24 protein-coding genes, 1 tRNA gene and 1 pseudogene are annotated in these 20,013 nt (G+C 42.4%); 16 read left to right on the top strand and 10 right to left on the bottom strand.

Annotated elements, in window-relative coordinates; all coding sequences use genetic code 11:
- The coding region (locus ABDW16_RS24580) for a TonB-dependent receptor plug domain-containing protein (RefSeq protein WP_343673448.1) at positions 1-596 on the bottom strand (596 nt) is incomplete at its 3' end.
- Between the two features lie 55 nt (positions 597-651).
- Positions 652-1,146, bottom strand: a pseudogene (locus ABDW16_RS24575) (N-acetyltransferase family protein); the annotation flags it as partial.
- 101 nt (positions 1,147-1,247) lie between these two features.
- Between ABDW16_RS24575 and ABDW16_RS24570 the strand changes: the two are divergent.
- Positions 1,248-2,153, top strand: a complete 906-nt coding sequence (locus tag ABDW16_RS24570; RefSeq protein WP_343673447.1) for an NAD(P)H-binding protein — start codon at positions 1,248-1,250, stop codon at positions 2,151-2,153.
- Positions 2,154-2,157: 4 nt separating this feature from the next.
- On the top strand, positions 2,158-3,066 hold the full coding sequence (locus ABDW16_RS24565) for an AraC family transcriptional regulator (protein WP_343673446.1): 909 nt from the start codon (positions 2,158-2,160) through the stop codon (positions 3,064-3,066).
- A gap of 37 nt (positions 3,067-3,103) precedes the next feature.
- Here ABDW16_RS24565 and ABDW16_RS24560 read toward each other — a convergent pair whose 3' ends face one another.
- Complete coding sequence (locus tag ABDW16_RS24560; RefSeq protein WP_343673444.1) at positions 3,104-4,039, bottom strand: quinone oxidoreductase; 936 nt, start codon at positions 4,037-4,039, stop codon at positions 3,104-3,106.
- A 103-nt stretch (positions 4,040-4,142) separates the two neighbouring features.
- Between ABDW16_RS24560 and ABDW16_RS24555 the strand changes: the two genes are divergently transcribed.
- Positions 4,143-4,514, top strand: a complete 372-nt coding sequence (locus ABDW16_RS24555) for a helix-turn-helix domain-containing protein (protein ID WP_343673442.1) — start codon at positions 4,143-4,145, stop codon at positions 4,512-4,514.
- 10 nt (positions 4,515-4,524) lie between these two features.
- Here the strand turns inward: ABDW16_RS24555 and ABDW16_RS24550 are convergent, their stop codons facing one another.
- Entirely contained in the window at positions 4,525-4,752 is a 228-nt protein-coding gene (locus ABDW16_RS24550; RefSeq protein ID WP_343673440.1) for a hypothetical protein, read from the bottom strand.
- A gap of 103 nt (positions 4,753-4,855) precedes the next feature.
- On the bottom strand, positions 4,856-5,080 hold the full coding sequence (locus tag ABDW16_RS24545) for a hypothetical protein (RefSeq protein ID WP_343673439.1): 225 nt from the start codon (positions 5,078-5,080) through the stop codon (positions 4,856-4,858).
- Between the two features lie 111 nt (positions 5,081-5,191).
- Here ABDW16_RS24545 and ABDW16_RS24540 point away from each other — a divergent pair, with 111 nt between their 5' ends.
- The 5 genes from ABDW16_RS24540 (at position 5,192) to ABDW16_RS24520 (ending at position 7,906) form a co-directional block, all read left to right on the top strand.
- Positions 5,192-5,398 (top strand): hypothetical protein, encoded by a 207-nt coding sequence (locus tag ABDW16_RS24540; RefSeq protein WP_343673438.1) that lies wholly within the window; start codon positions 5,192-5,194, stop codon positions 5,396-5,398.
- Between the two features lie 63 nt (positions 5,399-5,461).
- The gene (locus ABDW16_RS24535) at positions 5,462-5,935 is read left to right on the top strand and encodes an RNA polymerase sigma factor (protein ID WP_343673437.1); all 474 of its coding nucleotides are present in this window, start codon (positions 5,462-5,464) and stop codon (positions 5,933-5,935) included.
- A complete protein-coding gene (locus ABDW16_RS24530) occupies positions 5,932-6,330 on the top strand; it encodes a hypothetical protein (protein ID WP_343673436.1) in 399 nt (132 codons plus the stop codon). Before ABDW16_RS24535 ends, ABDW16_RS24530 begins: the two co-directional genes overlap by 4 nt.
- Positions 6,331-6,452: 122 nt before the next feature.
- Positions 6,453-6,947, top strand: a complete 495-nt coding sequence (locus ABDW16_RS24525) for a hypothetical protein (RefSeq protein ID WP_343673435.1) — start codon at positions 6,453-6,455, stop codon at positions 6,945-6,947.
- Between the two features lie 149 nt (positions 6,948-7,096).
- Positions 7,097-7,906 carry a hypothetical protein gene (locus tag ABDW16_RS24520; protein WP_343673434.1) on the top strand — a complete coding sequence of 270 codons (810 nt, stop codon included), beginning with the start codon at positions 7,097-7,099 and terminating at the stop codon, positions 7,904-7,906.
- Between the two features lie 41 nt (positions 7,907-7,947).
- Here ABDW16_RS24520 and ABDW16_RS24515 read toward each other — a convergent pair whose 3' ends face one another.
- On the bottom strand, positions 7,948-8,112 hold the full coding sequence (locus ABDW16_RS24515; protein WP_343673433.1) for a hypothetical protein: 165 nt from the start codon (positions 8,110-8,112) through the stop codon (positions 7,948-7,950).
- Positions 8,113-8,248: 136 nt separating this feature from the next.
- Between ABDW16_RS24515 and ABDW16_RS24510 the strand changes: the two genes are divergently transcribed.
- The 3 genes from ABDW16_RS24510 to ABDW16_RS24500 are packed head-to-tail and all read left to right on the top strand — an operon-like array spanning position 8,249 to position 10,432.
- Positions 8,249-8,515, top strand: coding sequence for a PadR family transcriptional regulator (locus tag ABDW16_RS24510; RefSeq protein ID WP_343673432.1), 267 nt, complete (start codon positions 8,249-8,251; stop codon positions 8,513-8,515).
- A gap of 7 nt (positions 8,516-8,522) precedes the next feature.
- A complete protein-coding gene (locus ABDW16_RS24505) occupies positions 8,523-9,098 on the top strand; it encodes a hypothetical protein (protein ID WP_343673431.1) in 576 nt (191 codons plus the stop codon).
- Complete coding sequence (locus tag ABDW16_RS24500; RefSeq protein ID WP_343673430.1) at positions 9,095-10,432, top strand: alpha/beta fold hydrolase; 1,338 nt, start codon at positions 9,095-9,097, stop codon at positions 10,430-10,432. The genes ABDW16_RS24505 and ABDW16_RS24500 overlap by 4 nt, the downstream gene beginning before the upstream one ends.
- Here the strand turns inward: ABDW16_RS24500 and ABDW16_RS24495 are convergent.
- Entirely contained in the window at positions 10,429-10,785 is a 357-nt protein-coding gene (locus ABDW16_RS24495) for a DUF2200 domain-containing protein (protein WP_343673428.1), read from the bottom strand. The genes ABDW16_RS24500 and ABDW16_RS24495 overlap by 4 nt on opposite strands.
- Positions 10,786-10,881: 96 nt before the next feature.
- Here ABDW16_RS24495 and ABDW16_RS24490 point away from each other — a divergent pair, with 96 nt between their 5' ends.
- A complete protein-coding gene (locus tag ABDW16_RS24490; RefSeq protein WP_343673426.1) occupies positions 10,882-11,760 on the top strand; it encodes an SMP-30/gluconolactonase/LRE family protein in 879 nt (292 codons plus the stop codon).
- Positions 11,761-11,859: 99 nt separating this feature from the next.
- Here the strand turns inward: ABDW16_RS24490 and ABDW16_RS24485 are convergent, their stop codons facing one another.
- On the bottom strand, positions 11,860-12,945 hold the full coding sequence (locus tag ABDW16_RS24485) for a Gfo/Idh/MocA family oxidoreductase (protein ID WP_343673425.1): 1,086 nt from the start codon (positions 12,943-12,945) through the stop codon (positions 11,860-11,862).
- 249 nt (positions 12,946-13,194) lie between these two features.
- Between ABDW16_RS24485 and ABDW16_RS24480 the strand changes: the two genes are divergently transcribed.
- The gene (locus tag ABDW16_RS24480) at positions 13,195-14,859 is read left to right on the top strand and encodes a glycosyltransferase family 39 protein (RefSeq protein ID WP_343673423.1); all 1,665 of its coding nucleotides are present in this window, start codon (positions 13,195-13,197) and stop codon (positions 14,857-14,859) included.
- Positions 14,860-14,920: 61 nt separating this feature from the next.
- Here the strand turns inward: ABDW16_RS24480 and ABDW16_RS24475 are convergent, their stop codons facing one another.
- Positions 14,921-15,784, bottom strand: coding sequence for a 2OG-Fe(II) oxygenase (locus ABDW16_RS24475; RefSeq protein WP_343673421.1), 864 nt, complete (start codon positions 15,782-15,784; stop codon positions 14,921-14,923).
- Positions 15,785-16,123: 339 nt separating this feature from the next.
- Positions 16,124-17,224: an NADH:flavin oxidoreductase gene (locus tag ABDW16_RS24470; RefSeq protein ID WP_343673420.1), complete on the bottom strand. Its 1,101-nt coding sequence runs from the start codon at positions 17,222-17,224 to the stop codon at positions 16,124-16,126.
- 136 nt (positions 17,225-17,360) lie between these two features.
- On the opposite strand from ABDW16_RS24470, the gene ABDW16_RS24465 reads away from it, so the two are divergent.
- The 3 genes from ABDW16_RS24465 (at position 17,361) to ABDW16_RS24455 (ending at position 19,743) form a co-directional block, all read left to right on the top strand.
- Positions 17,361-17,444: transfer RNA gene (locus tag ABDW16_RS24465), tRNA-Leu, on the top strand.
- A 452-nt stretch (positions 17,445-17,896) separates the two neighbouring features.
- Positions 17,897-18,475: an RNA polymerase sigma-70 factor gene (locus ABDW16_RS24460; protein ID WP_343673419.1), complete on the top strand. Its 579-nt coding sequence runs from the start codon at positions 17,897-17,899 to the stop codon at positions 18,473-18,475.
- Between the two features lie 101 nt (positions 18,476-18,576).
- Positions 18,577-19,743 (top strand): FecR domain-containing protein, encoded by a 1,167-nt coding sequence (locus tag ABDW16_RS24455; RefSeq protein ID WP_343673417.1) that lies wholly within the window; start codon positions 18,577-18,579, stop codon positions 19,741-19,743.
- The last annotated feature ends 270 nt before the right edge of the window (positions 19,744-20,013 follow it).

Below are 20,013 nucleotides of genomic sequence, written 5' to 3'. Positions count from 1 at the left end.
CAGATATCTACAGCCAGTTTATCTGTGCTGTAATAAGCATTGGCATTGGCATTAAACAGTCCGTATGCTCCACCTGTGGCACCTGCGGTGATCTTACTGGAGGGTGTGCTGTGCTGGTTGTGTGCAAAGGTTTTGGTGATGATGTGGATCACACCGCCCACGGCATCGGAACCATAGATAGCGGAGGAAGCGCCTTTCAGTACTTCGATATGATCTATTTCGGCAGGATTGACAGGAATATAACTGCTGAAGTGGCCGGTATTTGGGTCATTGACACGTACGCCATCCAGGATCACGAGCACCTGCTGGAAAGTACCACCCCGGATTACGATATCGCTGGCAGCCCCCATAGGGCCTTTGGCCTGTACTTCCACACCTGGCAGGTAGCGGAGTACTTCATCTATAGAGTGGACAGGCATTTTGGCGATGTCCTCTCCTTTTATTACGTATAAGTTGCGTCCTGTTTTGGAACTTACCACTGGATTCACGGTGGCGGTGACTGTGACAGCGTCTAATTCATTTATTTTGTCCTGTGCCGGCAGCGCCATAGCACATAGCATGCTGGCGGCCATCGGTAATGCTAACTTTGGAAACATTAGGTACGGTTTACTTATTGGCCGGCAAAGGTACAGCAAATAATCTGTGCATAGACTAAATAATCTTTTGCAACAAAACCAGGTTTAACCACTGACCATGCTTACGGCCCACTTCTTTTATTATGCCGATTCTTTCAAAACCCATTTTCTCATGGAAGCCGATGCTACCTTCATTGGAAGAATCTATCACAGCAACAAAAGTGTGAAACCCCCGCTCCTTTCCGTCGGACAAGAGCTTCTCCAACAATTGCCGGCCCATACCTCTACCCCGAAAACCAGGATGAAAATAGAGTCCGTGCTCCGCAGAATGAGCATAGGCATTCCGCTCCCGAAACTGGCTGTAAGCACCGTACCCGACTACCTGACCATCTACTTCAACCACGAAGACCGGCAGTCCTGATTCTGCCTTTTTATCGAACCAGCTCTCCAGGAACTCCGGGGTTTTAGGCTCGAAATCGTAATTATAAGTCGTATGCAGGATGTAGTAATTCCAAATTTCCCTGATGGCTGTGAGGTCCGTTCGGGTGGCGTGCCTGATCATTGTTTTTTCTTTAAATGTAGCATCTTTTCTTTTAGGCTACAATAATGTGAAATTAGGCTACAGCAACCATCTCACTTCTTCTGAGCTTTGCATTATCAAATTGTAATATCATGAAAATTGTACTGACAGGTTCACTGGGAAACATTGGAAAACATCTCGCTGCTGCATTAACCAAGAAAGGCCATGCGGTCACCGTAATCAGTAGTCAGCCCGAAAGGGCAAAGGAGATCGAAGCACTGGGCGCTAAAGCTGCAATTGGCAGTATGTTTGACGCTGTTTTTTTAACACAGGCATTTCAGGGAGCAGATATTGTTTACCTGATGGAAACGATGGAAGCTGCCGGAGACCTATTTGATAAAAGCGTAGACTTCATCGCCACTATCAGCCAGATAGGGAAAAACTATCAGCAGGCTGTAGAACAGGCTGGCATTAAGCAGGTCATTCACCTGAGCAGCATCGGCGCTCACATGGAAAAGGGTAATGGCATACTGCTGTTTCATCACCAGGTAGAAGGTATCCTGAATGAACTGCCTGCTGATGTAGCTATTAAATTTATGCGCCCGGTAGGATTCTATACCAATCTGTTTTCCTTTATTAACACTATCAAAAACACAGGTGCCATTATCTCCAACTATGGTGGCGATAAAAAGGAGCCCTGGGTACATCCGCTGGATATCGCAACTACTGTGGCCGAAGAAATGGAAGCGCCATTCGAAGGCAGAAAAATTCGCTACATTGCAAGTGACGAGGTATCACCTAATGAAATGGCAACAGCATTGGGTGCAGCCATTGGCCGTCCTGATCTGCAATGGAAGGTAATACCTGATCAGCAGTTGCTGGACAAATGGTTGTCTATCGGGTTTAACCACCAGGTAGCAGCGGGTTTTGTAGAAATGCAGGCGAGCCAGGGAAGTGGCTTACTATATGAAGACTACTATCGTCACCGGCCTGTATTAGGCAAAGTTAAACTGGCTGATTTTGCAAAGGAATTTGCAGCAGCGTTTGAACAGGATTAATATCATGGCAAACATAATTACACAGCGCATAAAAACTATTAGCGAGTTTCATCAACTGAGGGGATTACCTAAACCGGCACATCCGCTCATCAGTGTGGTGGAATACAGTGCCATCAAGCGGCCTGCTGATATCAGTGAAAAGAACTGGGTACTGGATTTTTACCAGATTTCACTCAAGTGTGGTATTAATGCCCGGTTAAAATATGGCCAGCAGGAATATGACTTTGATGGAGGGGTGACGTTTTTTATTTCGCCCAACCAGGTATTCAGAATTGAGCCGGAAGAAAATTCAGCGGTCAAGCGCGCCGGCTGGATGTTATTGATTCATCCTGACTTTCTTTGGAACACGCCGTTGGCTGGTAGCATTAAGCAATATGAGTTTTTCGAATATGCAGTGAATGAAGCATTGTTTCTTTCTGACAAGGAAGAAAAGATTATGAATGGGGTGGTTCAGAATATCAGGAATGAATACCATTCTAATATCGATAAGTTTACGCAGCGGATTATTATTTCGCACATTGAGACCTTGCTGAATTACTCAGAGCGGTTTTATAACCGCCAGTTTATTACGAGAAAGATCAGCCATCACCAGATACTGGCCCGAATGGAACATTTGCTGAATGAGTATCTTAATGATGCGAAAGGGATTCCAACGGTGCAATATTTTGCAGATTCGCTGAATGTATCTCCTAAATATTTAAGCGGTCTGCTGAAAGTATTGACAGGATTGACGGCCCAACAGCATATTCATGAAAAGCTGATTGAAAAGGCAAAGGAGAAGCTCTCTACAACTGATTTATCGGTGAGTGAAATAGCTTATGAATTAGGGTTTGAGCATTCGCAATCATTCAGTAAGTTTTTTAAGTCAAAAACGCAGCTGACGCCGTTGCAGTTTCGGGAAACTTTTAATTAATGCAAGGTGTATCGTAAAGTACGATACACCTTCTTTTTTATGGTTTCAGAATAATACTGCCCGTTGTTTTCCTTGATTCCAGGTCCGCGTGTGCCTTTGCTGCATCTGTCAGCGCATATACAGTTGGATGATCCAGGTTCAAAACACCATTACGTATTAAATCAAAGATCTCATTCATTGCCTTGCCACTTTTATCCTGGTAGGCAGGATAGTGATTCAGCACCGCAGATACAAAATGGATACTCCTATCTTCCATCCATTGCATATCTATATCAGGCATGCCGGAGGGCCATCCGTACAATACAGCGCTTCCACCGGGATTTACAAGTGCCAATGATTGCTGAAAGGTAGTCTTGCCAGTGCCATCGTATACAACATCCACCTTACCTGTCATCTGTTCCGTCTGCAAATCAATCACCTGTTCAAATCCACGTTGTAGCGCGAGTTCTTTCTTTGCCGCACTGCCTACCGTACCGATTACAGTAGCCCCCAAAGATCTCGCCCATGCGCTTAGCAATGATCCTACGCCACCCATCATCGCGTGGACCAACACCACTTCGCCCGCTTTCACTACATGACTGGCTTTTACCAGCATATGCACGGTCAGTCCCTTGACCATTACAGCAGCCGCCTGTTCGAAAGTAATATCATCAGGAAGTTTAAACAGGTCATTTTCATGCAGGACCCTGTGCGCAGCATAAGCACCCGTTGCGCCATAATAAGCCACCCGATCTCCCGGCACAAAGTTTTTCACCGCAGCACCTACCTGCTCAATAATTCCTGCCGCTTCCAGACCAATAGGCGCAGGAAAGGCATCTACAGGGAAAGTTCCATTTCTGAAAAACACATCTACATAATTTACCCCGATAGCTTTTTGACGAATCAATACTTCGTTAGGTCCCGGGTTCTTCAATTCAACAGCCTGGTATTTTAGCTCATTGGTTTGTTCAATCAAAACAACATTTGTACGCATAAATTTCTATTTATCAGCAAAGCTAGTGGCACCATATCTGAAAAAGGTGTCACTTCCTGCAAGGGAAGTACTTCCCTCACAGAAAGTCAACTATATTTGCACTATGGGAAATACAGCAGCCAACGGGCACATATCAGAGGAATGTAAACGGCATTTTAAAGCCATTCGCGATACGCAGGATATACTGAGCGGCAAGTGGAAAATGCTGATCATGGGTATACTGGGATCAGGCACGCGTCGCTACCTGGAATTGCAACGCCTGGTAAAGGGAATAGGTCCGAAAATGCTTTCTAAAGAACTGCAGGAGCTGGAAATAAACGGGCTGGTCAGTCGTACGGTGATGCAGACAAAGCCCCTCACTGTAGCGTATACGCTGACTGACTATGGAAAGTCATTGAAACCCATTTTGGATGATATGGCAGAATGGGGTAAAAATCACAGGGAAAGGGTAATAAAGGATCTGAGTAATCAGTAAACCGGCGGGCCTATCCTAATATAACCGGCAATTTTTCTACGGCATATTCCACCGCTTCCACGGGAGATGTAAATTTTTTAGGCTCACCATCTTCGCCGTTAAATATTCTACCGGATTCATGTTCATTCAGGGTGTAAGAGACAGTGAAATACTCTGTAGGGATCACTTTCAGATCCCCTTCCTGCGGTTCTATAACCAACCAGACATCTTTGCCATCAATTGTTATTTTCTCTACCATAATGATCGTTTTTAACATACCACGTATAATTGTGCCAGATAAAGTCGACCTCAACAGAAACATTCGGTGTCATTAACGTGATAACAACCCTCATTTTTCAGGGTCAGAGAAATCTGAATACCTGTTTCCTGTATTCTTCAAAATCCTGTTCGTTGGAAATAGTTTGAAACTTTTCCTGTTCACCACTCCTGTTCTGTCTTACCAGGATCACATCCTGACCACCCACGATGGTACGTTTTGCCCTGTCAAAGATCAGTTCCAGCTCTGTTCTGTCCTGGGTTAGCTGCAGGTCCTCAATGCGATTGACAATGATTACATAATCTTCCATAGAACAAAGGTATCATTTTAATTGGCGGTGCCAGTACTTCATATTTTTTTTACTCCCCCCAAACTTTTCGTCCCGCCGCCCCGTATCTGTAATGTCAAAAAATTCCGGCGCATGAAAAAATCAACCATTTCGGTGACGATTGTCCTGTTAATGCTATCAAATTTACAGCCCCAACATCACCCTTCCAGTCACTGGCTCAAAATAGATCCCAAAGGACAGGTATGGCAGAGCAGGGATGGGATCAACTGGACGACTTCAAGCGCCCAGACTATTTATAAACTGGCAGATGGCAGTATGCTCTGGAAACAAGACTTATAATTTTTGGACGCAGCTTTTACATACACCGAGACTGAACTTGTTCATTTATTAAAACAGGGGAAAATGGCAGCCTACGAGTATTTATACGATAGGTATGCAGGTGCGTTGTTTAATATCATTCTCGGCATAATAGAAGATGAAGCAACGGGTGCTGATGTGCTACAGGATACGCTTATAAAAATATGGCGAAACATAGATCATTTCGATCCCGAAAAAGGCAAACTCTTTACATGGATGCATAGCATAGCGAGAAATACGGCGCTGGATATGGTACGAAGTAAATACTATCAATACAGCCGGTTAATAAAACCGGTGGCGGGCAATGTGATGGAGCTGGCTTCGCCCGATCATACTCATCATCATTATGGCCTGTGGGAGCTGATCGGGCACCTGAAGAAAGACCAAAGTATTTTAATAGATTTGTGTTACATTCAGGGATATACACAGCAAGAGATTGCAGAGAAGCTGAACATTCCCCTGGGGACAGTTAAGACACGATTAGGTGCAGCCTTGAAGGCATTAAAGAAACTGTTGTGAATACGAGCGATTACATATCAGATGGTATCATAGAAAGCTATGTGCTAGGGTTCATCACTCCTGAAGATAAGGAGAAGCTGGACCAGGCAATGGTGCTATTCCCGGAACTTGCGGCAGAACTGGCAGAAGTAGAGAGGCGGATGGAGAGAACAGCTTTTAACATGGCGGTGAAGCCACCGGAAGAGCTGAAAAAGAAATTCCTGGAGATGGTGAAGGAACATGAGGAGATGTATATGGAAGCGCCGGAACAGGAAAAGATCTTTGTGGGAATAACGCCACCGGTAGACCGCATGACGGTGCACAGAGGCTGGAAGGTGGTACTCATTGTTTATCTGGCATTAATGGTATTGGCACTGGCGGCTATGTTATTGTACTATTTTGTTCCAAACCTATAATTGCCGTTTGTCTCTTAGTAACTAAACTTTTGAAGGGTGTCTTTGCAAAAAAGGCACCCTTTCTTTATGAATATTATGATTTCATTAGCAATATTCATGAAAAGGATAGTTATCTTCATAGTATGAAACGCGTCATCCTTTTTATCGCGATTTTAATGTCTGCTTTAGTGACAAAGGCTCAGTACCCGCTTTATTCCGGGGCGCCGGGCCGTATGAATGATACTACTAACCAGCACAAGAAGTGGTTTATTACCAAATATACCGGCATTTCCACTGGTTTTATGGCATTTAAGGGCGGCAGCAGTACTTTTCTGTCAGCGCCCTTAGCATTGCAGCTGAACCGCCAGCTCACTAATAACCTGTTTGCTTTTGGCAATATATCCGCCACACCCACCCTATTCCAGTCCAGCAATCTACTATATCAGCCTGCTACCAGCAAAAACAGCTTTGGTCCTATGCAGACCAGGAACTTTGGTATTTTCCCTGCCGCGCAGGTGGGTGTTATGTATATCAGCAATGATAAAACGTTTTCGATTTCGGGCAGCGTTAGTGTAAGCAGGAGTAATTCCTACGGCTACTCCCCGCTGTACGGCCCATCCGGCGTATTTATGCAATAAAAAATTTCCTTCCCTGGTTTTCGCCCGCACCTGACATGCTTTTATAAAAAGCATGTGTAATCCGTCCCTACAATCCCCAAAACAGTCCATTTTATTTTAATATGATAAATTCTATTACTACTTTTGTTCCATAATCCTCAAAAACATCTATGAAAAAATCAATTCTGACTGTAGGCCTGTTCATTTTCTCTATGGCAGCCTTTGCACAGGACAATGCTGACAATGACAACGAAGAGTACGAACTCAAAGGGACAGAAAAACAAGGGTACATCATCACAAAAGATGATCAAAGAATCGAGGGAATTGTAAAGCTGTATGGCAATGCCTCTAATCCCTGGAAAAACCAGAAAAAAGTTAAATTTATTGCTAAGGAATCTATTGATCCCGAAAAAAAGAAGCAGAAATTTAAGGTACTGGACGCAGATGACATGAAAGAGTATGTAGCTATCGATGATAGCACGGAAAGACACTTTCGTATGATCAAATTTGTCAACAAGAGAGAAGCTTTGACCAGTGGTGGTGGTCTGGGTGCGCAGATTAAAACAATCAAGAACCTGTCTAACACCACACACATGGCAGAAGTACTGGTAGACGGTCCTATCAAAATGTATCGTCTGTATGGTTATCCGGCTCCTGTAGCGGTGGGTAACAGCGATGTTGCCGAAATGGAAGCTGCTAATCAGAACCTGCGCGACAATCCGGATATCCTGGTGCAGAAAGGTGATGATAAGCCGAAAGAGCTGACCACATCTGACATCAAGAAACTGGTAAGTGATTGTCCTACAGTAGCAGACAAGTTGGCTGCAGGTGGTTACAGTACTTACGATCCGGCAAAAGAGGAAAAGAAAAAGAGTGGTATGGGTAAGTTGATTAAAGGTGAGTTGGATAGAGGTGGTAGCAAATTGCAGGATATGGGAACTCAGATTTTTGGTGATTATAATACTACTTGTAAGCAATAGTATTTTATTTAGAGGAGAATTGAGCAATGCTCAATTCTCTTTTATTTTTTTGATTTGTTAATATCTCCATCGATACCACGTTTTTTGAAGTAACTCCCATTTAGGATAAAACCATATTTCACCAGCTTTACTTCTTTAGCAAATTCATCTACGATATCTGTTACATTAAAAGCCCCCTCCGACCTCCACAATTGATTCTTCTCCATCTCAACCACCACTGATAATTAATCACTTTCAAAAAATATAATACCTCGTATTGCATAGTACATCCCAATGCTATATATTTGCAGAGTGAAAAACGAATTCTTAAAAAATTGGGAGACCCAATTAAAAAAAGGCCTGTTGCCATACTTCGTTCTGAAAGCGCTCGACGCCAGGGAACGCTATGGCTATGAACTCATTCAACATCTAAAAGATGATTTCAATACCGAAGTCACTGAAAGCACCATGTATCCCTTGCTGACCCGATTGCAGAAAGAGGAATTACTGATTTACAAATGGATAGAGCAACCTACGGGCATCCCCCGCAAGTACTATTACATATCAGAAGAAGGCAGGGCACACCTGGCGGCGATGAAAAATGCCATAAATGAAAATTTCATAAAATAAATCCTGCATGAAAGCAATTGAATTTAAATCTCCCGCCAGTCAGCGGGTATATGATAATTATATAGCCCGTTGTAAAAGAGTCGTCCAAATCCTTTCAAAAGAAGATCAGGAAGAATGCCTGATGGAGGTAAATAGCTATATCTATGAGTATATCACTGATCACGACGAAGATGAAATGACGGCATTATTAAATATACTGGATAGACTCGGCGATCCGGAAATAACACTCAAAGAAGTGGTGGCCAGTAAAAAAATTGACCAGGCCATCAAGACCTTTAATATCAAGTACCTGCTGCAGGCGCTGTTTCTGAACTTAAGAAACGGGATAGCTTATATCCTGCTTTCATTCATGACTTTAATGCTGGTAACCTTTCCAGTGTTGATTGTCATGAAAATAATTAAACCGGAAATAACCGGTATATGGGTGGGTCCGCATACATTCTTTTTTGGAATTGTAGAAAAACGCGAGGGTATCCGGGAAATAGCGGGCAATTATTTTATTCCTATTGCCATCATTTCCTGCATCCTGTTATACCTTATCATTATCTATATTCTCAAAGCAATCAGAAAGAAAAAACCATGAAAAAGATTTCCATCACATTACTAACCCTGCTGGTATCTGTAACCGGTTTTGCGCAGAATATTTCGGGTAGCTGGACCGGTACCCTGCTGGGAAAACTGCGTGTTGTGCTAAATATTCAGGCAACAGACACCGGGTATACCGTCACTTTAGATAGCCCGGACCAGGGAGCAAAGGGTATCCCTGTCAATGAATTTACCTTCAATGAATCTGGCATCCATTTTAAAAGTGATGCGATCCGTGCCACATATGCGGGTGAATATAAAACCGATAGTGTGACCGGCACCTTTTCACAGGGAGGGCAATCGTTACCGCTCACTTTTCACAGGGGCGGGGTCGAAATGCCCAAACGTCCGCAGGAGCCGACCTTGCCACTTCCGTATTATGCAGAAGATGTCTTCTTCGAAAATCCACAGGCGCATATTAAACTGGCAGGCACCCTGACCCTGCCACAGAAAACCGGCTCCTATCCTGCTGTGATTCTTATCACCGGCAGCGGACAACAAAACCGTGATGAAGAACTCATGGGCCATAAACCATTCCTCATCATATCTGACTACCTTACCCGCCAGGGTATTGCAGTGCTGAGATATGACGACCGGGGTGTGGCGAAATCAACCGGCGATTTCAAATCAGCAACTACACTGGATTTTGCCAACGATGTAGAAAGTGCCATTGCTTACCTGAAAACACGCAAAGAAATTAAACAGATTGGATTGATAGGACACAGCGAAGGTGGGTTGATTGCCCCGATAGTAGCTGCCAGAAATAAAGATGTGGCCTTCATTGTAATGCTGGCTGGTACTGGCATCAGGGGGGATGATTTGCTCCTCAGACAAACAGCATTGATATTACATGCCGAAGGAACATCGGATAGCGCAATTGCCAAAATCAATCAAATAAACAAAGGCGCTTTTGACATCATCATAAACAATGAAGACGATACGACCCTCAAAACGGAGCTTACGTCTTATTTTAAGACGGTGGGATCTGACCATTCGGAAGAACAGGTAAAAGAAATCATGAGGCCATGGATGAAATTCTTCATTAAATATGACCCGGCTACTACGCTCAAAAAAGTACATTGCCCTGTGCTGGCTGTAAATGGCGAGAAAGATTTGCAGGTGTCGCCATATGCCAACCTTGACAAAATTGAAGAGGCGCTAAAAGAGGGACGGAATAAGGATGTAACTATCAAGCGATACCCGGGGTTGAATCACCTGTTCCAGGAATGTAAAACGGGGAGTCCGTCAGAATATGTGAAGATTGAACAGACCTTTTCTCCCTTGGTGTTAGAAGACATCAGCAAGTGGATAAAAATAAGAACTGCGCATTAATGCGCCGTTCTTAATATCTTTTCCATTTTCTTCCCTTTGGCCAGCTCATCTACCAGCTTATCTAAATACCGGACCTGCTGGGTTAAAGGATGATCGATGTCCTCTACCCGGTAACCACAGATCACGCCGGTAATAAGGCGCGCATTGGGGTTTAATGTTGCCCGCTGAAAGAAGGTTTCAAAAGTCACTTTCTCTTCGATGAGTGCGGCCTGTGTGTGGACATCGAAGCCTGTTAACCATTCGATCACCTGATCCAGTTCTTCTTTTGTCCGGCCCTTCTTCTCCACTTTGGCGAGATACATTGGGTAGACACCGGCGAAAGTTAATTTTGCAATGCGTTCATTATGATCCATACTTAAAGATAGTTACTATTGCTATCAATGGAGCTTCCTTGTTGAATCATTTATACCAATCAGACCACGGTTTATTTAACAACTAAAAATATTTAAATGAAGGCTTTTATAATTCTATGTTTACTGACTACAACTCATGTGGCGGCTCAGGTCAGCGTTGTCGCACCTGGTGCTCAGTTAAAAAAACTACCTGCAAAATTTGCTTTTTCAGAAGGGCCGGCGGTCAATAAGAAGGGGGATATTTACTTTACTGATCAACCGAATGATAAAATATGGAAGTATGATACAAAGGGAAAACTAACGCTGTTCCTGGATAGGACCGGCCGGTCAAATGGGTTGTACTTTGATCAGCAGGGAAACATCATTGCATGTGCAGATGAAAAGAATGAACTCTGGTCAATTAGTCCTGATAAGAAAGTAACAGTTTTACTAAGTCAGTTTGAGGGTAAACGGTTGAATGGGCCAAATGATTTGTGGATTGATGCTAAAGGTGGGATTTACTTTACGGATCCTTATTACCAACGGGTATACTGGGATCGGAAGCAACCGGATATTGCCGGAGAGAAGGTGTATTATTTACCTAAAGGAGAAAGTAAGCCGGTAATAGTTGAAGATAGTGTAGTAAAGCCTAATGGCATTGTGGGAACGCAGGATGGGAAATATTTGTATGTAGCGGATATAGCGGCGAATAAGACGTATCGGTATGAGATAGGTGAAGATGGTCGATTGGCAAACCGAAAAGAGTTTGTGCCACAGGGGTCTGATGGGATGACGCTGGATAGTGAGGGAAACTTGTATCTAACAGGAAATGGTGTGACGGTGTATGATAGCACAGGGAAGAAACTGGAGAATATAGCAGTTTCAAAGAGCTGGACGGGGAATGTGTGTTTTGGAGGGAGGGATCGGAAGATGTTGTTTATTACGGCATCGGAGGGAGTATATACATTGCAGATGAGGGTAAAGGGCGTAGAGTGATTACTCTCGAACTAACCTGCTATGACTTGTTAAAAAGAGGGCTTCTTTATTATTACACTTCCATTCTCCGAAGTATTAACTCCGGAGAATGGTTTAACTTTACAATTTCAGACTTACTTTCTTCCCCGTCTGGGCCGCTTCATAAATGGCATCAATAATTTTCAGATCCTTAACGGCCTCTTCTCCATTTACAGGCACAACCGGTTGTTTATTATCGAAAATAATGGCCGCCATTTCGTCCATTTGTACCGCCTGGTGGATAGTATGAGGTTTGGTCAATTCTCCTTTATTAGTTCTGCCTTTAATAGGTCCGTAGTTAGTAGAAGGCTGCATTTCAGCAAAGCCCTTATCTCCATTCAGGAAGAACCTGTCCAGGTTATTCATTGCATAAGTAGACAAACAGGAGGCTGTAGCACCACTGGGAAAACCGAATTGAAACTGGATGGTTTCGTCTACTCCTTCTTTGAATTTTACAGGATCGGTTTTAGTTTCCTGTGCAGTCACCCAGATAGGGTTCTCCCCTGTCATATATCTTGAGCCATTGATAGCATAGATGCCGATATCCATGAGTGAGCCGCCACCGGCTAATTGTTTATTAAGCCGCCATTGGGTGGGATCCCCGATTCTAAATCCGCATAGACCCTGGAAGAAGAGGATCTTGCCAAAGTCACCGTTATTACGCATTCTGATCACTTCGAGCGTGTTTGGTTCGAAGTGCATGCGATAACCTACTAATAGCTTTACGTTAGCATTTCTGCAGGCATCTACCATCTCCTGTCCTTCTTTGGCATTAAGGGCCATAGGCTTTTCGCAGATAGCATGTTTACCTGCTTTTGCTACGCGGATGACCTGGTCATGGTGGAGGGCATTGGGAGTGATTACGTAAACGGCATCTATATCAGGGTTGTTTTTGATGTTGTCAAAGTTCTCATAGTTATAACAGTTCTTTTCCGGGATATTGTATTTGGCCTGCCATGCTTTGATTTTGGAAGGCGTACCGCTGATGACGCCGGTGAGTTTAACGCGTGAGCAGGATTGGATGGCTTCGGCAACACGGGTACCGTACCCTCCCAGCCCACAGATAGCAACCCGAAGGGTTTTCTCTTCGTACAGTTTGAAATTGGTGAATGGAATGGCTACAGAGGCCATGGCAAGGTTTTGCAGGAAGACACGACGGGAATTCATAATTGTAAGATTGATATGGGTTATTTACTCAAGATAGGTAATTATTTCCATCATTGAAAGTTGAGGTTTTCGAATTAGCGATTTGTGCAATACTGTGTGGCATTGAAAAGTGAATTTTATTATTTTCTGCATTGGACTGGGGGCATGGACCACTACTACCGGGCATTGACGATATGCGTTATTTCTTAACTTGTAAATACTGGTATATGAACATATATTTGTTAATACAATCATTCACATACAGTACATATGCGTACACCCAAATTATCTACTATTTTATTATTGGCAGGCATTGCCGCGCTTTTTTTCATTCCTTTCCTGGGATGGGTACATCTATTTGATTGGGATGAAATAAATTTTGCGGAGTGTTCCAGGGAAATGTTGAAACTGGACGACTATACCAGGATTTATGTCAATTTTAAGCCATTCTGGGAAAAGCCACCAATGTTCTTTTGGATGCAAAGCTTATCCATGAAAATATTTGGGATCAATGAGTTTGCAGCGCGTTTCCCCAATGCCGTTTGCGGGATCGTTACGCTTGTTGTACTTTATCTTTGTGGCACAAGGTTGTACGAAAGAAAATTTGGGATTCTCTGGGCGCTTGCATTTGGGGGTTCACTTTTCCCTAATATGTATTTCAAATCAGGTATTATTGATCCGTGGTTTAACCTGTTTACCTTCCTGGGACTATATTATTTTATTTTGTATAACTGGCGCAAAAATAAATTCGATAAGGAAGATGTAACCAAAAAACCACTGTATTATGCTGTTTGGTCGGGTCTTTTCATAGGACTTGCCATTCTTACCAAAGGCCAGGTATCATTGATGGTTTTCCTGATGGTGTTAGGAGTCTATTTTATTTATAATAAATTCAGGTTCTTTTTTAACGGGTGGCATGCCCTTATATTTTTGGTTATCGCCTCTCTGGTTACGCTTACGTGGTATGGGTATGAAACGGCGAAGAACGGACCGTGGTTTATTACGGAATTCTTAAAGTACCAGTACCGGCTCTTTACCACTCATGATGCAGGGCAGGCAGGATTTTGGGGTTATCATTATGTGGTATTGCTCATTGGGTGTTTTCCGGCTTCTCTTTTTGCTATTCCTGCTTTTTTCAAAGCAAGATATAACAGCAGGTATGAGAAAGATTTTAAGATTTGGATGATATTGTTGTTCTGGGTAGTTACGGTGTTATTCACGGTTGTCCAATCGCGCATTATTCATTATTCTTCACTGGCCTGGTTCCCGATTACATTCCTGGCAGCGTATTCATTTTATAAATGGGACAGGAAGGAAATGAACTATAAAAAATATGTGGGAATATTAACAACGATCCTGGGTGGCTTAATCGCAATTGTATTGCTGGCTGTCACATTGATAGCATTAAATATTAAGCAACTGATCCCTTATGTTCACGATACATTTGCGCAGGCGAATATGGCCGCTGATGTACATTGGAGTGGATTGGAAGGTATCGTGGGGATCTTAATGGTTGTCACAATTATAGTGGGGATAAGGCAGTTGAACAGGCATGCATATCTGAAAGCGGCAGTTACTTATTTTGTTGGAACAGGCCTTGTTATTTTTCTGGCTGCGGCAATCATTGTTCCCAAAGTGGAAAAATATTCACAGGCTGCTGCTATTGAATTTTTTGAGCAAAGGCAGGGAGAGGATTGTTATGTAACTACATTAGGTTATTGGAGCTATGCACCATTTTTCTATACGCATAAAGAAAAGCCGGTGAATCAAAATTCTTATAAAGAAGAATGGTTGCTGACGGGGGATATTGATAAGCCGGTTTATTTTGTAACGAAGGTAGACAGGGTAGATGGTTATAAACAATATAGTTCCCTGAAAGAGTTGTACCGTAAAAATGGATTTGTGTTTTTGAAGAGAGAAGTGCCATCTAAGTAATCAGACATAAAAACAGAAAGGGCGTTGATTTGAAAATCAACGCCCTTTCTATTATAATCTTTTACTTTTTACGGGAAAAGAACCGAAGCACTTTACTTACAATTTTATCGTTTGTGCCAAGCATACCTTTAATATCTGTATAAATGGCAACCATCGCATTATCCAGCCTCACTCTAAATTTCTTGTTTTCTTCGCCGGGGCGAACCATATAATGAGTAGCTCTGCGAAAAGGGTGAGCTTCTTCTGTATAATAATACAAAGCAATTGATCTTCTGTACTGATCCTCTGGGCAGGTAGTAGGTTCCGGGTGCCCATGATATGAATCTGCATCTGTGTTAAAAATAACGCAGCGGTTAAAAACAGGCAGCACTTTCCTTTCGCATCCCTGCATTTTTGTATCCCACAATTCCAGTTTACCACCATATTCTTCCTTCCAGTCTTTGTTGAGGTACACGAGTACATTTACCCGACGTTGCCAATGGCGATGGTGTGGGTGTACAGTAAAATCGGCATGGATATTCAAAAAGCCACCTCTTTTAGACTGATGTATCCCTCCTCCTTCAAGAAGATCATCTTTAATAAGACCTTTTATACCGGTCAGCGTACTGAGGAATTTAAGAAATTCAGGAGAGTTTAATTCGTTGATAGTCCGTTTAATTGCCGGCGGCAACAGATCGAGCTTATTTAGCCCGGCTTTATTTTCGTTATAATGAACATAATTGATCCAACCGTCATCCTCGTTCAGTTTATTAAACTCCTGAACGCATTTCTCCAATACGTCGGGATTGAGGAAGTTCTCCATAACAATATGAGGATAGGGATTAGCTCCCTGATACTCTTTGGACAGCGACGAGAGCTGGCTATTCCAATGGTCGTAATCGAATAGTTGGGTATTTTCCGCAACTTCTGTGTTGATGGATTGCACTGTATGAGAATTTAGACATGACATTGCCAAGAACACATAAATATAAAGGAAAATTTCATCTGTACAATAGGCACAATCAGGATATTTTCGGGATTAATAAAATGGTAACATAGACAACTGTAGGGATAGATAAACTGTATTCATTAAATTTTAAAGAGATTCTTTAAACCTACCCCGTCAGTTTTAAGATGCTGTTTATCCTATATGTTGAATTAGTAGTCTGTGAATCTTACACCATGACTGCATTTTGCTAAAGGGTGGCAAATAGCTATGACATTTACTGCAAAGCCCCCCATTATAAAATGGAGGGCTTTACTTATGGTTAGTTTCAGTTTATTATTAAACCAATGTAGCTAATGCTTCTCTGCTAAAGCCTTTCAGCTCAGCATTACGTTCTTCTTTAATCTTCACCACCCAATTAGCATCAGCCAGCAACGGACGTCCTACAGCTACCAGATCAAAATCTCCACGATCAAATCTGCGGAGGAGCTCATCCAAAGAACTTGGAGAAGAGCTTTCACCTCTGAAAGCACCCATGAAATCACCTGACAGCCCAATAGAGCCAACGGTGATCGTAGGTTTACCAGTCAGTTTTTTCGCCCAGCCTGCAAAGTTCAGGTCGTCACCTTCAAATTCCGGTTCCCAGAAACGGCGCTGAGAACAATGGAAGATGTCAACTCCGGCATCAGCCAAAGGCGTCAACCATGCTTCCATTTCGGCAGGTGTAGTGGCAAGCTTGTGATCGTATTCAGTAGGCTTGAACTGCGACAGGCGGATAATAATTGGATAGTCCTCACCTACGGCCTTTCTCACCTCTTTGATTACATCAACAGCAAAGCGTGTACGTTCTCCGATAGTAGCGCCACCATACTTATCAGTACGTTTGTTTGTCAACGCATAGAAGAACTGGTCGATAAGGTAACCGTGCGCGCCATGCAGTTCGATCGTTTCAAAACCAAGGCGTTTTGCATCTGTAGCTGCCTGCACAAAAGCCTTAATTACATCCGCGATTTCACTCTCGGTCAGCGATTTTCCATTAATTCCTTCAGGAGCCAATATGCCGGAAGGACCTTCAAAAGGTGTAGAAGGCAGCCAGCCGGAAGGATGGTTTGGCTGAATACCCTGGTGCCAGATTTGTGGCGCCATGGCACCACCGGCAGCATGTACCTCATCAATAACACGTTTCCATCCATTAAGGGCATCGGTACCATAAAAGTGAGGAATATTGGGATCAGCGGATGATGAAGGCCGGTCGATCACAGTACCTTCGGAGAGGATGAGGCCTACCTGGCCTTCTGCTCTGCGCTTATAATATTCGGCCACGTTCTGACCAGGGATGCCATTAGGAGAAAAGGCTCTTGTCATGGGAGCCATCACTATTCTATTTTTAAGATTTAATGTTTTCAGCTGGAATGGCTGAAACAAGTTATTTGTGCTCATCTTATTGGATCATTTATGGGTACAAATGTATCGGAAATTTCCGATATCCAAATGAGATTAAGGAAAAATAAAAATTGTTTGGAATTAAATAAAAATACATACATTTGCAACCCGCAACTGAAGGACGGTTGTGATTGCCCAGATGGCGGAACTGGTAGACGCGCTAGACTCAAAATCTTGTTTCGGCAACGGAGTGCAGGTTCGATTCCTGTTCTGGGCACAAAAAATGGCGAAACGCCGGAGATAATACCTCCGGCGTTTTTTGTTTTATAAATGCTATCCCCACTCTGGATCGGTCATCAGCTAAAAGATTGTATTTGATTTTACCAGCGGGATTTTGTTAAATAGGCTATTAATTACAAGACTATAATCCTCAGACAGGTGAGCTAAATTTTTTGGATTTCAGAATTTTAATTAATTAGATTTTAGATGCTACATTTTCTTTAGCGGGTTTGAGATTACTTATTGGTCTTAATTATAAATAGGACAGATCTTATAAATCTAAATCAAGAAGGGATTTTGAATATTTAGACTTCTTTTATAAATTACATATATTTTTTAAAACTTAATGAAATGTATAAACTAATTGTGGCTCAATCACTGCTGTTTTAGTATAGTTATTTAGAAGGTGATTAATTATAATAATATATCAGGGTACTTTATACTATTAGAATGCAAAAGCTAACATGTGAAAGGGAGCGGGAATTACTTAATTCGCTTACACTTGGCGATGAGCGGGCATTCGTCACACTTTTTCACTGCTATAAAAATAAAATTTACGGTTTCATCCTGGGGATCACCTCCTCAAAAGAAATTTCAAAAGACATTGTCCAGGACGTTTTTTTAAAAATATGGAAAATGCGTCACCGTGCCTGCGAAATCGAAAACTTTAATGCCTTAATTTATCGTATTGCAAGGAATGCTGCCCTTGATCATATGAAGCGTGCTTCACGCGAGTCTACAGTGCTCTCACATCTAAGTGTCATCTCAAAAGAATCTACTTCTCATGATCCCTTCGAGGATATCAAAGCTGCCGAAATTAAAGTAAAATACGAAAACGCCTTACAAAAATTGCCCAAACAACAACGCCTGGTCTATGAACTAAAACATCTTCAAGGGATTGAATACCATGAAATTGCTAAAAAACTGAGTCTTTCCGTTCCAACCATAAGAAGCCACTTTAGAAATGCCCTGAATTCCTTAAAATCCAACCTCTTTTTGACCCTGGTCATTATAATTACCCGCTTTTAAAAGTCGAAAAAAAAATCCTGCATCTTTTTTTGCACGTTTTGATCTTTTGATCGTCTTACAGATATACGCATGGGCAACCTATGCTAAATAAGCTTAAACCAATGTCTGAAGATAGAATAAGATTTTTACTGTCAAAATATATCCACCGCCAGTGCAACTCACAGGAAGAAGCCGAATTGTTCAGCTTCTTCAGGGAACTTACCGATGAACAAAAAGACGAGCTCCTGGCCAATATCTGGAATGATTTTGAGTCCAATCAGGAGCTCCCCGAAGAAGAGGCCGGGCAAATACTGGATGCTATCCTGACCCAAAAGAGCCGTTTCCCACTTAAATATTTCTCAATCGCAGCATCCATCCTGATTGGCATGTCTGCCGTTGCATATTTTTTATTAAACTCCAATAAGCAACTATCTAATGACAATAATAAGATTGCAATCGCCGATATCAGGCCAGGTGAAAATAAGGCCGAACTCACCATGGGGAATGGCAAAAAAATACTGCTTGGCACCGGCTTACAAAAAATTACTGTCCCGAATACGGACGTTGTGATTCAGGAAAATATGAACGGATCGCTTACTTATAATAAGACTACGATCAATGATAATGAACAAATAACCTACGATACTCTTAGAACACCCAAAGGAGGTGTTTACCAGTTAAACCTAAGTGACGGTACTAAAATCTGGCTGAACACAGCAAGCGCCATCCGTTTCCCCGAAAAACTCGGACACAGGATCCGCGATGTGGAACTCCTTTATGGCGAAGCTTATTTCGAGGTGCAACATCGGACGGATGCGCCTTTTACCGTTAAAACTGCAGCTGGTGTGATACGTGATTTAGGTACTCATTTCAATGTTAATACCGGCACCAGCGAAGGCCAGGTAGCTGCTACCTTGTTGGAAGGTGTCATTCAGATCGAAACAAACAATAACATAAAGAGGATAAAACCAGGTCAGCAAGCCTTATTTAATGGGGGCAAATTATCAGTTCATGAGGTAGATGCTGAAGAAACGATTGCCTGGAAAGATGGATATTTCATGTTTGATGAATCCTTGGAAAGCGCCATGCAAAAGATCAGTTTGTGGTACGATGTCAAAGTTGAATATCAGGATGAGGGGATAAAAAGAATTCCGGTACTGGCAACCATCACGCGCTATAGCAACATCAGTAATGTCTTGAACATTCTTGAAATGACGAAAAAAGTCCGCTTTAATATTGAAGGCCGAACAATCAAAGTTTTAAATTTCAACCAAAATACCGCTAATTAAGTAAAATCACGATTACCAAAAAGCACAAAACAGCATGACAATAATTAAATGATCTTTTCTGTAAAAGTAAAAGGAGTGCTGGAACACCCCTTTTCAAACTCTTAAATCATTTCCGACATAATCGGAAATGAACGTTTCTATAATTCACGATTTAAAAGCATGTAAATGTATAAAATTTCTGCAACAGATTTTATGCAGCACCTTCGCTGTGCCCTTAATATTTTAAGGAATGTAAAGCTATCTGCTATCCTTTTACCTTTGTTATTGCTA

This window comes from Chitinophaga sp., assembly GCF_039596135.1.
GTDB lineage: Bacteria > Bacteroidota > Bacteroidia > Chitinophagales > Chitinophagaceae > Chitinophaga.
Note: the sequence above shows the minus strand (reverse complement) of the source record. Positions and strands in the feature narration are given on the sequence as shown.